Genomic DNA, 15,302 nt, shown 5'->3' with positions numbered 1-15,302 from the left:
GCAGGTTGAGTTGACAGCCCCATTTTAATAAACGTCATTTGGGCAGTTAGGTGCATCGATTGGATACGTTTTTCTTGATCCGGATAGAAGCTTTCCTCCATTCCTATAACGATACAGCTTAGCGATCACCAGCTAAATACGCTGGAGCGTGAACATAACCCATGGTTGTTACTACAAGGAAAGAGCTATGTCGGACGCAATTCTAAATGCACTATCAGAAAGTTTGGGCAATGGTGGAGTTAAGGTCATCGACCTTACCCAAACATTGAATGAAGCATTCCCAGCCCTTCAACTCCCAGAAGAATTTGGTCAGGTTTGGGGGTTTAAAAAAGAAACGATTTCCCAATACGATGAAAATGGTCCAGCTTGGTACTGGAATAACTTTCGTTGTGGAGAGCATACGGGTACACACTTTGATGCTCCAGTCCACTGGATAAGTGGAAAAGATCACCCCCAAAACTCTGTCGATACCATTCCCGTTCATAACTTTGTTGCCCCTGCCGTTGTTGTGGATGCCAGCCAAGAAGTCGCCGACGATCCCGATTGGCTGCTCACGGTGGATTTTCTTGAATTGTGGGAGAGCCAACATGGCATTATTCCGGCCGGCGCATGGGTATTGTTCCGCACGGATTGGTCGAAACGAGTGAGCGACCCTGCCGCCTTTTTAAACACGAAAGAGGACGGGACTCACACACCGGGCCCGACTCAAGCGGCTGTGGAATGGATGATCCATCAAAGAGACGTACTGGGTTTTGGTGTCGAAACCATTAATACCGACGCAGGTCAATCTTTCACATGGTCGATGCCGTTGCCATGCCACACCTTAATGCACGGAGCCAATAAGTACGGTTTGCAGTGCCTTAAAAACTTGGATTTACTCCCGACCACGGGGGCGTTGATTGTGGCTGCGCCACTGAAAATCGAAGGCGGTTCAGGTAGCCCTCTCCGTGTTCTGGCTTTGGTCGGCGGTTAAGCAAGGATTGACTGGATTAGCTGATCTTTGAATAAAGGGTTAAGCAGGGAGGCAGTAGCATGAAAAAAAGCAGTATTGATGCCGATGTGATTTTTATTGGTAGCGGCATAAACACCTTGGTATGTGCCGCGATCCTCGCAATGAACGGCAAATCCGTTTTGATATTGGAACGCAATGCGATTTCTGGTGGGTGCATTCGTACGGAAGAGCTCTTTCCTGATTTTCATCACGACATCATGTCGATGTGGTACCCCTTATTTGTGGGGGGAGCAGGGTATGGCGAGCTCAAAGAGGCTCTCGATGGCAAAGGGGTCGAGTTTGTTCAAAATGATTACTCGACGGGCATTGTTTTTCCCGATGGTTCAGGGATAGCGCTCAAGAGTGATATAGAAGACACGGTGAAAAGGCTAGAAGCGTGCTGTCCTGGGGATGGCAGTGCCTTCGGAACCAGTGCGGAAACACTTTTCGGGACAGACGCGTCGCTCACCTTTGGTTTGCTCAATAACCAACCGTTCAGTTTGAACCTCGTGCGTTTGATGTTTCGCGAATGGCGAAAGCGAGGGACGAATGGCATGCTGGCTTTTATGTCTGATTCCCTTGAAAGTTGCCGACGCTGGTCGTTAAGAACGTTTAAGCATGATAAAACCCGAGCGTTGATCGCACCTTGGGTACTTCATACGGGGTTAGGGCCGGACGAAGCCAGTTCGGCGCTGATTGGAAAACTCACGTTTGCCGCGGTTGTTGCCGGTGGCATGCCCGTGGTGAAGGGGGGCAGCAACAAGCTTGTTCATGCGCTAACGCAAGTCATTGAAGATCACGATGGCATCATTATTCACAACGCAAACGTGGATGAAATCGTTACTCAATCGAAGAAACGCCTCTTTTCAGCTCAAGGCAGCACTGAAGTGGCTCAAGGCGTGGTCGCAAACCAAACCTTTTATTCCGCGAAGGAGCATGTGGTGTGTAATGTGGCTCCCGACCAGCTGTACGGGCGTTTCTTGAACGCCAAAAAGCACGCCTCATTAGAGGTGAGAAAGCGAGCAAAAGGTTACCAATTTGGCCGCGGAGGCATGCAAGTGCATTTTGCCCTGAGTGCCCCCCCGCCTTGGACAGAGCCAGAACTGGTGAACGTGCCTCTTGTGCATTTAACCGAAAGCATGGAGCAAGTGTGTTTGTCGGTCACCGAAGCCAATAACGGTCTCATACCCGCGAAACCGACACTGGGCATTGGGCAACCGACGGCTGTTGATCCTAGCCGAGCACCGGAAGGCTGTTGGATCTTGTGGGTTCAAATGCAAGAATTGCCTTCTAAGTTGAAGGGGGATGCATTGAATCAAATCCCAATACCGGAAGACGGGCAATGGACGGAGGCGGTTCGCGAAGCGGTTGCACAGCGTGTGCAAGAACGGTTAGAAAGCGTGATGCCGGGATTATCGTCATTGATTGTTGGGCGCAAATCCTACAGCCCAGCCGATTTGGAATCGTTAAACTGCAACTTAGTGGGAGGGGATCCCTATTCCGGTGTATGCAGCCCTGATCAGTTTTTCTGGTTGCGACCCTTTGCGCCTACTGGGTCGGCTAAGTGTCATCAAACCCCGGTTAAAAATGTGCTGCATATTGGTGCCAGTACCCACCCCGGCCCTGGCTTAGGGGCAACGTCGGGCTATTTGGTGGCGCGGCAACTGTTAAAGTAACACTTTTCCCCTCGTTTTAAGCCGTCATTTAAATCACGTCTCTATCGGATCGTTAGAGCGTGATTTTGTCTTTTATGACGCGATCGTATCGACGCTTCCAAACGGAATTTCTTCTTATACACGAAGATGTTATCCAGTCTCTGCACCCTCTATCCACTCCTCGCGAGAAAGCGATTTTCCCCCTCTCTTATTGATTGATGTTGAGCCTCAGGTGCTTTGTACTAATAAGACACAGCAACTCAGACACAGCAACGAGCGCTGTCGCAAACCGGACTGTCGCAAACATGTCTGCTGCAAACAAGGCTGCGGGAAATATGGCTGCTGGAAGCATCGCAGTAACGTCTGCTGAAACTAGGCAGTCAACAAGGAAGTGAGAGGAACACATGGCTGAACGATCTTTTGTAAACGAAATGAGCAAACTTCGTTTAGGTGAAGGAGAAGTGTTTAGCGGCGAAGGCATACTCGCCGTGACAAAGGCGCTTTTGGAATCGGGCGTGAATTACGTCGCGGGTTATCAAGGTTCGCCAATATCGCACCTATTGGATGTGTTAGCCGATGCGCAAGAAGTGCTGTCGGAATACGGTGTTCGATTTGAAAACAGCGCAAGTGAAGCCACCGCTGCGGCCACGCTATCGGCGTCTGTGAACTACCCCCTACGGGGAGCCATTACGTTTAAATCGACGGTGGGCACCAACGTTGCCAGTGATGCATTGGCGAACTTGGCATCTGGTGGCGTGAAAGGGGGGGCGCTGATCATTGTGGGAGAAGATTACGGAGAAGGGTCTTCCATCATGCAGGAGCGAAGCCACGCGTTTGCAATGAAATCGCAAATCTGGTTGTTGGATCCGCGGCCCAATATTCCGGCGATTGTGCAAGCGGTGAAAACAGGGTTCGAGCTTTCCGAAGCCAGCAATACCCCCGTTATGTTGCAAATTGGGATTCGCTCTTGCCATTTACATGGGCAGTTTGAAACATCCGATAATATCCGTGCGAAATACACACCTAAAGACGCCATAGACAACCCGTATCGGGATATCGACCGCATTGTCTTACCCCCTGCGAGCTTTTTGCATGAGGAAGAAAAGATCTCAAAGCGCTGGCCCGCAGCCATCGAATTCATACAGCAAAACCAGCTCAACGAATTTCTTTCCGGCAAAGAGAATAACCTTGGCATTATTCTTCAAGGTGGTTGCTACAACAACGTGATCCGCGCACTCGAAAAGCTGGGCATGAGCGACATTTATGGCGAGTCTGATATTCCGTTATATGTGTTGAACGTGACCTATCCACTGGTGGACGACGAGCTCGATTCTTTTTGCAAAAGTAAAGACGCGGTTCTGGTTATCGAACAGGGGCAACCCAATTTTATTGAACAGAACATCGCCAGCATTTTTAAACAAAGAGGGATCACCACCGAATTGCACGGCAAAGATGTGTTGCCGTTAGCCGGTGAATACCACGCCAAAACGCTGATGAAAGGCATTTCCCAGTTTTTGAGTCAGTACGACATCTCACACGATACCGCCTGCACCAACATAGACTCGCGCATTTCGGTGGTTGAAATCAGTGAACCCAGCCCAGTAAAGCAAGCCGAGCCGGAGCCGCTCGACTCGCTGATTAATCCCCGCCCCCCAGGTTTTTGTACGGGCTGCCCAGAACGGCCGGTATTTACCGCGCTCAAAATGCTGGAAAAAGAGGTCGGCACGCATCACATCAGCGCCGATATTGGCTGCCATTTGTTTTCTATTTTACCGCCTTTCAATCTTGGTAATACCACCATGGGTTATGGATTAGGCAGTGCTGGTGTCTCGGCTTTTCATACCGAATCGCAAAAGCGTGCCATCGCTGTGATGGGGGACGGCGGCTTTTGGCACAACGGTTTAACCAGTGGTATCGCCAACGCTGTTTTTAACAAAAGCGATCACGTGACATTGGTGATCGATAATCGCTATACCGCCGCGACAGGTGGGCAAGATATCTTATCGTCGGTTGCCCAAAACGAGACTCGCAGTACAGGGCATGATATTGAAAAAGCCGCAAAAGGCGTAGGCGTGAAATGGATAAAAACCGTTGAGCGAACGTATGACCTGAAAAACATGATGAACACGCTCCGCGAAGCGCTAACGACGAAAGAAGGCGGCCCCAAAGTTGTTGTTGCTCAAAGTGAATGCATGCTCAATAAGCAGAGAAGAGTGAAACGACAAGTTCGCAAAGACCTGGCCAACGGCGTAAGAAACGCCCGCGAGCGCTTCGGCATCGATCCGGATACCTGCACGGGCGATCACTCGTGTATTCGCCTTTCTGGCTGCCCATCGCTTTCCATAAAAAGCAACCCCGATCCGTTAAGGCACGATCCCGTCGCCACGGTATTAGATAGCTGCGTTGGGTGCGGTTTATGCGGCGAGGTGTCCCACGCTGCGGTGCTTTGCCCGTCATTTTATCGTGCACGAATCATTACTCACCCTAAAAAGCTAGAGGCATGGTGGCAGCGCATTCAAAACAAAATCATTCACTGGCTTCAAGCGATCTACGAGCGCCAAACCAGCCGCGCAGAAGGGTAAGGAGGACGCATGAATCTGAACAAACCCATCAAAATAGCCATTCTTGCCATGGGCGGCGAGGGGGGAGGCGTATTAGCAGACTGGATCGTCAATTTGGCAGAGGCGAATGGGTTTTATGCCCAAACGACTTCCGTGCCGGGTGTGGCTCAAAGAACGGGTTCAACCATCTATTATGTGGAGCTCTTTTCCAGAGCCATCGCAGAAAAACATAATGCGGTGCCTGTGTTGGCTTTAATGCCCATACCTGAAGACGTCGATATCGTGCTCACATCGGAATTGATGGAGGCTGGACGAGCCATTCAACGTGGTTTGGTGACACCGTCGCAAACGGTGTTGATCTCTTCGACACACCGCGTGTATTCCTATCAAGAGCGTTCCAACATGGGCGACGGGCGGGTAGACAGCCACTCCTTGATTGCGCACGCGGAAAAATCGTCCAAACGCTTGATCCAATTCGACATGGCGAAAGTGGCGGTGGAAAACAAAAGCGTGATCAGCTCTGTGCTGTTTGGAGCACTGAGCGAATCGGGGGTGTTGCCTTTTTCCAGAAAAGCGTTTGAGCAAACCATCGAACAAGGCGGGATTGGCGTAAAAGAAAGCTTGAATGCGTTTAACGCCGCCTGTCTTTTGACATCAAGGGAGTCGATAGACCAGCCTGACCCCCAGCCATCATCCCAACGTATTTCGCTCCACCCTTTAAGCCACCCCTTTCCAAAAGCGTGTCAGGCGACGATCAGCCACGGCATTGAGCGGTTACTGGACTATCAAGATCTGAGCTACGCACAAGAGTACGTCGATTTGCTGAACGGCATGTCACTGACGGAACACCCGCCATTACTTGAGGTTGTGGCGAGACACTTGGCACTTTGGCTCAGCTACGAAGACGTGATGAGAGTAGCGGATTTAAAAGTGCGAGCATCGCGTTTTCAACGAGTAAAAGAAGAAGTGGGCGCAGCGCAAACCCAACTGCTGCAAATTGAAGAGTTTATGCACCCTGGTTTGGATGAAATATGCGACTCGCTACCCGCGGCGGTAGGACGTTGGATAAAGGGTTCCACGAAACTCTCAAACCTAATCAACAAGCTGACTCAAGACGGTCGCGTGGTGAGAACGAGTTCTCTATCGGGATTCTTATTGCTGCTTTCACTGGCGTATTGGAAGAAATGCCGCCGAATCACTTTGCGTTACAAAAACGAAAGAGCCGCCATTTGGGACTGGATTGCGCGGATACAACACACCGCGCTCACCAACCCCGCAATAGCCAAAGAAATCGCGCTCTGCCAGCGGTTGGTGAAAGGCTATGGGGAGACGCACAAACGTGGAATGAATCACTACCAGCAGCTTATGTCGATTGCTGATCAGTACCCGCAGCAACTGACCCCCCACCTTTTGAGAGAGCTTAGAGAAGCGGCACTGGCCGACGAACATGGCGCCAAACTGACTGCCCTTAAAGCCCAATACTCATTAGATTAATTAGGAGGAACAATGGAACGTTCGTTTTCTTTACCTTATAAAATACGATTTTCGGACTGCGATCCGGCAGGCATCGTGTTCTATCCACAGTACTTTGTTATGTTCAATGACCTTTTAGAAGCTTGGATAGATTCCATACTCGAAGGCGGTTTTGCCGGTTACATTGGGCGCGCCAAGTTCGGCATGCCCATTGTCCACTTAGAGGCTGATTTCACGGCAGTGAGCCAGATGGGAGATGACGTTTACCTAGAGCTGGATGTTGTGCGCCTTGGCACGAAATCGTTCACTCTTGAATATCGCTGTGTCGGGCAAAAAGGCGACCCGAGAATGAAGGTTCAGCAAACCTTGGTGACCACGTCTTTGGAAACGCACGGTTCCATTCCTATCCCTGAAAAATTGAATGCGGCGATTCGTGGCTTTTTACCGTCGTCTGCCGAAAAACCCCCTTCACAAACGCCCGCTTCAGAAGCGCATTCTTCTTCTCAAGCGCCTTCTTCTTCAGAAGCACATTCTTCATCTCAACCACATTCTTCTTACAGAAGCAGCACAAAAAAATAAAGGAGCACCCTATGAATATTGTTTGCATTGGCGGGGGACCCGCTGGGCTGTATTTCGGCTTATTAATGAAGCTTGAAAATCCAGAAAATCGAATTGTGGTGATTGAACGAAACCGGCCGTATGACACCTTTGGCTGGGGCGTAGTGTTTTCCGACGCCACATTAGAGAACTTGCAGAAAGCCGATTTGGTGTCTGCAAAAACCATTGAATCCGAATTCAGCAAATGGGGTGACATTGACATCCATTTTAAAGATGAAGCGATTCGCAGTTCAGGTCATGGATTTATTGGTATTGGCCGAAAGAGATTGCTCAATATTTTACAAGCACGTTGCGAAGAGCTGGGGGTCGAGCTTGTTTTTGAAACCCATGTTGAGAACGAAAAAGAGGTGGCTCGTGAATACGATGCCGATTTGATTATCGCTTCTGATGGCATTAATAGCGCCATCAGAACCAAATACGAATCGGACTTTAAGCCAAACATCGACGTGCGAAAGTGCCGTTTTGTTTGGCTTGGAACGGAAAAGATCTTCGATGCCTTTGCCTTTTTATTTATGCCTACCGAGTACGGCTGGTTTCAGGTTCATGCGTATCAGTTTGAAGAAGGGCGCTCGACGTTCATTGTGGAAACGACAGACGAAACGTTCCACAAAGCCGGTATTGATAAGATGAGCCAAGAAGAGGGCATCGAATTTTGTGAGCAGTTGTTTTCACCATGGTTAGACGGCCATAAGCTGATATCCAACGCTTCCCATTTACGCGGTTCGGCCATTTGGATCCAATTCCCGAGGGTGATTTGCGAGAACTGGGTGCACTGGATACAACCGGACGAACACTCACAGAAAACCGTACCACTGGTGCTTATGGGCGATGCTGCGCACACCGCGCATTTCTCGATTGGCTCTGGCACCAAGTTAGCGTTAGAAGACGCCATAGAACTGACTCACTGTTTAAGGCAGTCAAAATCGAACATTCAATCGGGTTTGGAATACTACAAAAAAATCCGCAATGTGGAAGTCATGAAGATTCAAAACGCCGCCAGAAACTCGACGGAATGGTTCGAAAACGTGGCACGTTATGAACACATGGAGCCTCAGCAATTTGCGTATTCTTTATTGACTCGTTCACAGCGGATCTCCCATGAAAACCTCCGTTTGCGCGATCCTGTTTGGATTAACCACTACGAAAAATGGTTGCAACAGTCTCAGTGTGATGTGTCTAGCAATGGCAGTTCGGTGCCTTTGTTTTCCCCATATAAGGCTCGGGGAGTCACCTTGGCTAACCGAGTGGTTGTGTCGCCAACGCTTTTATACAGCGCCAATAATGGCATGCCATCAGACCTGCATTTGGTGCACCTAGGCGCTCGCGCTCTAGGCGGTGCAGGGCTAGTGATGACCGAGATGGTGTCGGTGTCGAAAAATGGACGTGTCACTGAAGGGTGTGCTGGGATTTGGAATGAAGAACAACAGCGAAAATGGGCAGGCATCACCACCTACGTTCATGAAAACAGTGCGGCGTGCATTGGGATTCAATTAGGGCATGCGGGGCGGCGCGGTTCTACTCAGCTCGGTTGGGAAAAGCCGGATCACCCTCTTAAGGAGGGCAACTGGATGACGGTGTCGGCTTCCCCCATTCCTTATCTACCGGACGTCAGCCCTGTGCCGAGAGAAATGACGGGCGAAGACATGGTCAACATGATTCAAGATTTTGTGGATGCCGCCAAACGAGCTGATGAGGCTGGATTTGATTGGCTAGAACTTCAAGCAGGGCAGGGCTATCTGTTATCGAGCTTTATTTCGCCTATCAGCAATACGCGCTCGGATCGCTATGGGGGATCGTTAGCGAACCGAGTCCGCTTCCCTATTGAAGTGTTTACTGCCGTTCGCAAGGCTTGGCCGGAAGACAAGCCGATTTCCGTTCGCATCTCGGCAACCGATTGGGTGGAAAACGGTACAACGGTGGATGAAGCAATAGAAATATCCCGCCTCTTTAAACACGCTGGTGCCGACATGATCGTCGTGTCGACTGGTGAAGTGACACCGGAACAACAACCGATCTACGGACGCATGTATCAAACCCCAATGTCGGATCGGATCCGCAATGAAGGCGGTGTGCCGACGGTTGCGGTGGGCAATATTACCGACGCTGACCAAGTCAACAGCATTATTGCAGCAGGGCGGGCAGATTTGTGCGCGTTAGCGCGTCCTTTCATGCTGAATCCTAACTGGTTGATTGAAGAGTGCAATCGAATGGATTGGCCAGTGCCTCTGCCTCGCCCTTATCTCGCGGCTTTGCCTAAAGATCGCAGAGCCTTGGAGTGAGCTTTTTCCAACGCAAGAACGTTGCCTAACAATACGTTACCCAACAATGCATTACCTAACAACATGTTACCCAACAACAACACGTTATCCAATTAAAGGAGATACACCATGTCTACCGAAAATTACGATGATTATATTGAAGATGTGATCGGCAGGGCCAATGTAGCCGATACCCCAGAGTTGGTTTCTTATTACAACGATCTCAAAGGGCTCAATACTGGTGCACTTTGGACGGTGGCGAACAAAATAGAGCCGTGGGAACCCAAATCGGAATCTGAGCCGGTGCTGTGGCGTTACGAAGACCTTCGCAGCAAAGTGCTTAGGTCAGCGGAATTGGTTACCCCAGAACAAGCGGGCAGACGCGTTGTTTACCTGAATAATCCTGGTCGTCAAGAGGTGGCGGCTGCGGTGGGGTGGTTGTATTCAGGGCTGCAAGTGATGTTCCCCGGAGAGGCGGCCAGTGCTCATGCGCATTCTTCTTCCGCTCTCAGGTTCATTATGGAAGGCCGTGGTGCTTACACCATTGTCGATGGGCAAAAAATGCCGCTAGGCGCTAACGACTTTGTATTAACGCCAAACGGAACGTGGCACGAACATGGGGTTGAAGAGGGGGGGACGCCGTGTATTTGGCAAGATGGGCTTGATATTCCTTTGGTTAACGCGTTCGAGGCGGGTTTCTATGAGGTGCACCCAGACCTAAATCAGGCAATGACTCAGCCCGTCGATAACTCCATTGGTCTTTGGGGAGGGCGAGCTCTGCGTCCACAAAATGTGCATTGGGACAAACCGTATTCCCCTCTATTCAAATATCAATGGGAGCCAACCTACGAGGCTTTAACACGAATGGCTGCCGTGTCCGATGGCAATCCTTACGACGATATTTTGATGTATTACACCAACCCCGTGACGGGTGGGCATGTTATGAAAACCATGGGCGCAAGCATGCAGATGTTACGTCCTGGGTTTAAAGGCAAGGCACACCGCCACACAGGCAGCTTCATCTACCACGTTGCGAAAGGGAAAGGTCACTCCATTATTAATGGCAAACGTTTCGATTGGAAGGAGAGAGACATTTTCTGCGTACCTTCATGGGCATTTCATGAACACGTGAATGCCTCAGATACGGAAGAGGCGTGCCTGTTTTGCTTTAGCGATCTGTCAACCATTGAAGCTCTGGGTTTATACCGAGAGGAAGCGCTAGCAGAGAACAATGGGCATCAGCCTGTTTCTAACCGCTAGCGTTAATAGACCACCAAAAGAATGTTTATACGAAAAAGAATGTTCACACGAAAAAGGAATTTATTATGCGTCTTGTTACTTTCCGCCCGCACCTACAATCGGAATCGCGTTTAGGGGCGTTGGTCGATGACCAAGTTATTGATCTCGCCAAACTCGCAAGCCACCACAGTGTCGATTTGCCAAGTTGTATGCAGTCTTTTATCGAACTGGGCCCGAATGCGGTTCGCGTTGCTACTGAGCTGCTTGAAAGTCATGGTAAAAGTTGGCCAACAGACAGCTGTACGCCGCTTGCCAATGCGTTGCTGCTGGCTCCGATCCCTCGCCCCAAGAAGAACATCTTTGGCATCGGTTTGAACTATGTTGAGCATGTTGCCGAATCGAGCCGTACGTTGGATACCGACAAAGCTCTGCCAAAGGAGCCCGTTATATTCTCTAAACCCCCAACGACGGTGATCGGCCCGAATGATGTGATTGAGCACAATGCGGAGATCACCCAACAATTGGATTGGGAAGTTGAGCTGGCGGTTGTTATGGGCACCAAAGCCAAAGGGGTGTCGAAAGAATCGGCGCTGGATTATGTGTTTGGCTACAGCTTGCTTATTGATATGAGTGCCAGAGATTGCCGCCGTGCAGGGCAATGGATTTACTCCAAGGGGCAAGACACGTTCGCACCATTTGGACCTTGTATTGTAACGGCAGATGAAATCCCTGATCCGCAAAATTTGGATTTAAGCTTAAAGGTGAACGGTGTGACAAAGCAGGATTCCAATACGCGCCATATGCTGTTTAAAGTGAACGAACTCATCCACGATATAAGCAAAGGGATCACACTCGAACCTGGCGATATTATTGCAACGGGAACGCCCGAAGGTGTCGGGGCTGGCCGTGAACCTCAAGAGTGGGTTTGGCCTGGTGATGTGATTGAAGCCGAACTTGAGCACATAGGGCACCTTAGACATTCCGTTGTTGCGGCGAAGTAGGGGGCGTTATGCCAGCATTAGAACTGAACGTTTTTAAAGCCGCCGCCATTCAAGCTGCGCCTGTTTTCCTCGATACAGACGCGACGGTTGATAAGGCGTGCGATCTTATTGAGGAAGCGGCGTTAGAAGGTGCCACTCTGATCGCGTTTCCCGAGGTCTTCATTCCCGGTTACCCGTATTGGAACTGGATTATGACGCCTCCACAAGGCAGCCCTTGGTATGAAAAGCTGTGCAAGTGCGCGATTGAGATCCCTGGTCCTGAAATCGAAAAAATTGCCCAGCAAGCGGGGCGCTACAAAGCGAATGTGGTGATTGGTGTGAACGAGCGAAGTGCGGTGGGCGTTGGGACACTCTATAACACCATTGTGATCATCAGCGACGAAGGCAAGATCGTGGGTAAGCACCGCAAGCTGGTGCCGACGTGGGCTGAAAAGCTGACTTGGGCACCAGGGGACGGTTCACAATTGAAGGTGCATAAAACGTCGATTGGCCCACTTGGCGCATTAGCTTGTGGCGAAAATACCAATACATTGGCACGCTTCGCTTTGCTTGCTCAGGGGGAGCTGATGCATGTAGCTAACTACATTTCACTGCCTGTCGCCCCACCGGATTACAACATGGCAGAAGCCATCAAACTTCGATCTTCTGCCCACTCGTTTGAAGGAAAGGTGTTTACGGCGGTGTCTTGCTCGACCATCTCGCAGCAAATCATCGACACGTTTAAAGAAACGCACCCAGAATCTGAAGCGTTGTTAACGCGGAAAAGCAGTGCGTTCAGTGGGTTTATTGGCCCCGATGGGCGTGTCATTGGGGAGCCCCTCATTGATGAAGAGGGCATTGTTTATGCGGATATTGATTTAAATAAGTGCATTCAGCCAAGGCAGATGCACGATATTACAGGGCATTATAATCGATTCGATGTGTTTCAACTTCATGTGAATCGCAACCCAATCAAGTCCGCCTATTTTCATGAGGATGAAGCACAAGTCTCGGACAATTTCCCAGAGACGAGCGCAGATAAAACACATTCAGCAAAGGAGAGCGACTTATGACGGCATCGTTACGTTTTCGTCTTGGTCAAATTGTTCCGTCGTCCAACATTACAATGGAAACGGAAGTGCCAGCGATTTTCCGAGCGCGGGAAACGGTTCACCCCGAGCGATTTACGTTTCACTCTTCTCGTATGCGAATGAAGAATGTAACGAAGTCTGAACTGGAAAAAATGGACAGCGACAGTTTGCGATGTGCGTTGGAATTATCCGATGCTCATGTCGATGTGATGGGATACGCCTGCTTGGTCGCAATAATGAGCATGGGGAAGGGGTACCACCGCGAATCGGAGAAGCGTTTAAGTGAGGTGGCGACACAGAACGGATCCCCTTGCCCTATAGTGACGAGTGCAGGGGCCTTGGTTGAAGGGCTTCATGCTTTGGGTGCGAAACGAATCTCGTTGTTGGCACCTTATATGAAACCCCTTACCGCCCTTGTTATTGATTATATTGAAAGTGAAGGGATTGAAGTGGTTGATAGCCTTTCATTGGAAATATCGAATAATTTAGAGGTAGGCTCCCAAAACCCGAACGCACCGATTGAGATAACCAAAAAGCTGCAAACGTCTGGGGTGGATGTGCTGGTGGCTTCTGCGTGTGTACAGATGCCTTCTTTACCCTCTATTCAACCTATTGAAGATCGTATTGGTTTACCGGTTATTTCGTCTTCTGTTGCAACCGCCTACAAAATGATGAAGGTGCTGGGTATTGATACTTGTGTTCCTGGTTTTGGGTCGCTTCTTTCAGGCAACTATTAGACGCTGTATATCTGGGTGCTAGGAAATCGAGCTTAGGTGATGGCCTTGCCCTATAACCGAGCGCTACCTTTCTGCCTGTCTCTCCTCAGGCAGGCAGCTTTTTTACACTTTATGACTCCCCATTTTAATGACCTGATCACCCACTAAGGTTTACTGTATACATAACCAACGAGATACTTTTTTGTACAATTGTGTTTTAGCTCGACATTTTCCAGATTTCTAAACCCGACGAAAGTAATTTCGTGGCATAATCGTATGATTTTTAAAAAATAAAGATTTAGGTTTTAACACGTTAGATGGATACGGGCTTTTAAGATAGACGTAAAGTATCGGTCTAATAAGCTGTTATAGCGCTTTGATAATTCAAGGGTTGTCAGGTTCTCGAAAGTTGCTGGCTTCAGTGTTTTCGAGTTCGATTCCTCAACCATATCTAAGGTGGGAAATTCTCTACAAGCCAAGTTGCTGTGGGATTTCATGCCAATTAGAAATTCCGGATTTTGAAGTTTGGTTTTCGGATCGTACTTGTAAATTTTTCGACTGGTTCGGTGTTTTGGGTATCGTGGTCTGGTTGCAGAAGCTCACTTTGGCTAAGATGTCGTTCATTGGATGCAATCTAAGTGCTTCATTGCCAAGCGAGTTTTTTGTTTGTATCGCTCTAACAAAAGCTTCAAACCGACAAACAACGCGTGGCATTTTTGGTTTGCAGTGAATTTAGCGTTTATGGTGCAATGCAGCGGCTTGTTTTGTGCGTTGTCTGCGGTTTAAGCTGGCGTTAGGAGTTTGCGAGGCAATATGGGACGCAGAAGGGAGTTAGGTAGTATTGCGAGTGGTATCATTGGTTCATTCTGTAGTAGGAACAATGATGTTGATGGCTACTGGGGAATTGGTAAGTTATATAAGCATGTGGACTTGCTCGAATCTAAAGTAGTATCAATTGATCTCTTATCTCAAACAATTGAACCATATGACCCGTCTTTTGAACTGATGGTCAAGCAGTACTCCGAAATACTCCACAAATTAGTTGCTAAAAGGGAACTTCGGCGGAATTGGCTTCAGGCAGTTTGCGTTGAGATTGAGTTTGAAGTGGCCTATGAGCATCGCCATCACTATTGGCGAAGTGCATTAGGTAACCCATGTAACATGAAATGTATTATCGAGGACGACCTTGGTAAGAGGTATACGGCTTTTTCATATACCAATTGTTATCCGCATGACCCAAACAAAGAAGCTAGAAGCACTCGTTCAGCCCACTCCTAACAAACGCTTCAAGCCGACCGCCAACGCGCGGCATTTTTGGTTTGCAGTAAGAATTGTGTTTAAGGCGCAATGCGGTAGCCGTTGTATTGCGTTGGCAGCGGCTTAAGCGGGCGTTATAGCGCTTTGATCATTCAAGGGTTATAAGGTAGTCGAAAATTGCAGGCTTCAGTGCTTTTGAGCTCGTTTCCTCAGCCATATCCAAGGTGGAAAATTCTCGCAAGCCAAGTCGTTGTAGGTTTCAAATCTATTCAGCTTCATCAGGTTTTGAAGTTTGGTTTCCGGCTAGCTTTCCTAAATTCTCGACTGAATCGCTGTTTTGGGTTCTGTGGACTGGTTGCAGAAGATTTTGTTAGCTAAGATGCCTTTCATTGAATGCAAGCTAAGTGCTTCATTGCCAAGCGAGTTTTTTGTTTGTATCGCTCTAACAAAAGCTTCAAACCGA

At 49.1% G+C, this 15,302-nt stretch carries 12 protein-coding genes; 11 read left to right on the top strand and 1 reads right to left on the bottom strand.

What is annotated here, in order from left to right; genetic code table 11:
- Nucleotides 1–187 precede the first annotated feature (187 nt).
- Together HC752_RS04155 and HC752_RS04150 are read left to right on the top strand one after the other, a co-directional pair.
- Nucleotides 188–973, top strand: a complete 786-nt coding sequence (locus HC752_RS04155; RefSeq protein ID WP_190333869.1) for a cyclase family protein — start codon at nt 188–190, stop codon at nt 971–973.
- 59 nt (nt 974–1,032) lie between these two features.
- Nucleotides 1,033–2,667 (top strand): phytoene desaturase family protein, encoded by a 1,635-nt coding sequence (locus tag HC752_RS04150; RefSeq protein WP_190333868.1) that lies wholly within the window; start codon nt 1,033–1,035, stop codon nt 2,665–2,667.
- Nucleotides 2,668–2,854: 187 nt separating this feature from the next.
- On the opposite strand, the gene HC752_RS04145 is transcribed toward HC752_RS04150, so the two are convergent.
- The gene (locus tag HC752_RS04145; RefSeq protein WP_190333867.1) at nt 2,855–3,052 is read right to left on the bottom strand and encodes a hypothetical protein; all 198 of its coding nucleotides are present in this window, start codon (nt 3,050–3,052) and stop codon (nt 2,855–2,857) included.
- Here HC752_RS04145 and HC752_RS04140 point away from each other — a divergent pair.
- From HC752_RS04140 to HC752_RS25395, 9 genes are all read left to right on the top strand, one after another.
- Nucleotides 3,051–5,228, top strand: a complete 2,178-nt coding sequence (locus tag HC752_RS04140) for a thiamine pyrophosphate-dependent enzyme (RefSeq protein WP_190333866.1) — start codon at nt 3,051–3,053, stop codon at nt 5,226–5,228. The two genes, HC752_RS04145 and HC752_RS04140, sit on opposite strands and share 2 nt — an antisense overlap.
- A gap of 9 nt (nt 5,229–5,237) precedes the next feature.
- The gene (locus tag HC752_RS04135; RefSeq protein WP_190333865.1) at nt 5,238–6,701 is read left to right on the top strand and encodes an indolepyruvate oxidoreductase subunit beta family protein; all 1,464 of its coding nucleotides are present in this window, start codon (nt 5,238–5,240) and stop codon (nt 6,699–6,701) included.
- A 12-nt stretch (nt 6,702–6,713) separates the two neighbouring features.
- Nucleotides 6,714–7,259, top strand: coding sequence for an acyl-CoA thioesterase (locus HC752_RS04130; RefSeq protein ID WP_190333864.1), 546 nt, complete (start codon nt 6,714–6,716; stop codon nt 7,257–7,259).
- Between the two features lie 11 nt (nt 7,260–7,270).
- Nucleotides 7,271–9,577: a bifunctional salicylyl-CoA 5-hydroxylase/oxidoreductase gene (locus HC752_RS04125; protein WP_190333863.1), complete on the top strand. Its 2,307-nt coding sequence runs from the start codon at nt 7,271–7,273 to the stop codon at nt 9,575–9,577.
- 108 nt (nt 9,578–9,685) lie between these two features.
- On the top strand, nt 9,686–10,816 hold the full coding sequence (locus HC752_RS04120; protein ID WP_190333862.1) for a cupin domain-containing protein: 1,131 nt from the start codon (nt 9,686–9,688) through the stop codon (nt 10,814–10,816).
- A gap of 65 nt (nt 10,817–10,881) precedes the next feature.
- The gene (locus HC752_RS04115; protein ID WP_190333861.1) at nt 10,882–11,796 is read left to right on the top strand and encodes a fumarylacetoacetate hydrolase family protein; all 915 of its coding nucleotides are present in this window, start codon (nt 10,882–10,884) and stop codon (nt 11,794–11,796) included.
- 8 nt (nt 11,797–11,804) lie between these two features.
- The gene (locus tag HC752_RS04110; RefSeq protein WP_190333860.1) at nt 11,805–12,848 is read left to right on the top strand and encodes a carbon-nitrogen hydrolase family protein; all 1,044 of its coding nucleotides are present in this window, start codon (nt 11,805–11,807) and stop codon (nt 12,846–12,848) included.
- A complete protein-coding gene (locus HC752_RS04105) occupies nt 12,845–13,603 on the top strand; it encodes a maleate cis-trans isomerase family protein (protein WP_274602104.1) in 759 nt (252 codons plus the stop codon). The genes HC752_RS04110 and HC752_RS04105 overlap by 4 nt, the downstream gene beginning before the upstream one ends.
- A gap of 792 nt (nt 13,604–14,395) precedes the next feature.
- Complete coding sequence (locus HC752_RS25395; RefSeq protein WP_446751420.1) at nt 14,396–14,860, top strand: hypothetical protein; 465 nt, start codon at nt 14,396–14,398, stop codon at nt 14,858–14,860.
- Nucleotides 14,861–15,302 lie beyond the last annotated feature (442 nt).

The organism is Vibrio sp. S9_S30 (genome assembly GCF_014694455.1).
In the GTDB taxonomy this organism is placed as follows: domain Bacteria; phylum Pseudomonadota; class Gammaproteobacteria; order Enterobacterales; family Vibrionaceae; genus Vibrio.
Note: the sequence above shows the minus strand (reverse complement) of the source record. Positions and strands in the feature narration are given on the sequence as shown.

Excerpts from the sequence above, each read along its gene's own strand:
- HC752_RS04155 (WP_190333869.1), top strand. The coding sequence starts at position 188 with ATGTCGGACGCAATTCTAAATGCACTATCAGAAAGTTTGGGCAATGGT.
- HC752_RS04150 (WP_190333868.1), top strand. The coding sequence starts at position 1,033 with ATGAAAAAAAGCAGTATTGATGCCGATGTGATTTTTATTGGTAGCGGC.
- HC752_RS04140 (WP_190333866.1), top strand. The coding sequence starts at position 3,051 with ATGGCTGAACGATCTTTTGTAAACGAAATGAGCAAACTTCGTTTAGGT.
- HC752_RS04145 (WP_190333867.1), bottom strand. The coding sequence starts at position 3,052 with ATGTGTTCCTCTCACTTCCTTGTTGACTGCCTAGTTTCAGCAGACGTT.
- HC752_RS04135 (WP_190333865.1), top strand. The coding sequence starts at position 5,238 with ATGAATCTGAACAAACCCATCAAAATAGCCATTCTTGCCATGGGCGGC.
- HC752_RS04130 (WP_190333864.1), top strand. The coding sequence starts at position 6,714 with ATGGAACGTTCGTTTTCTTTACCTTATAAAATACGATTTTCGGACTGC.
- HC752_RS04125 (WP_190333863.1), top strand. The coding sequence starts at position 7,271 with ATGAATATTGTTTGCATTGGCGGGGGACCCGCTGGGCTGTATTTCGGC.
- HC752_RS04120 (WP_190333862.1), top strand. The coding sequence starts at position 9,686 with ATGTCTACCGAAAATTACGATGATTATATTGAAGATGTGATCGGCAGG.
- HC752_RS04115 (WP_190333861.1), top strand. The coding sequence starts at position 10,882 with ATGCGTCTTGTTACTTTCCGCCCGCACCTACAATCGGAATCGCGTTTA.
- HC752_RS04110 (WP_190333860.1), top strand. The coding sequence starts at position 11,805 with ATGCCAGCATTAGAACTGAACGTTTTTAAAGCCGCCGCCATTCAAGCT.
- HC752_RS04105 (WP_274602104.1), top strand. The coding sequence starts at position 12,845 with ATGACGGCATCGTTACGTTTTCGTCTTGGTCAAATTGTTCCGTCGTCC.
- HC752_RS25395 (WP_446751420.1), top strand. The coding sequence starts at position 14,396 with ATGGGACGCAGAAGGGAGTTAGGTAGTATTGCGAGTGGTATCATTGGT.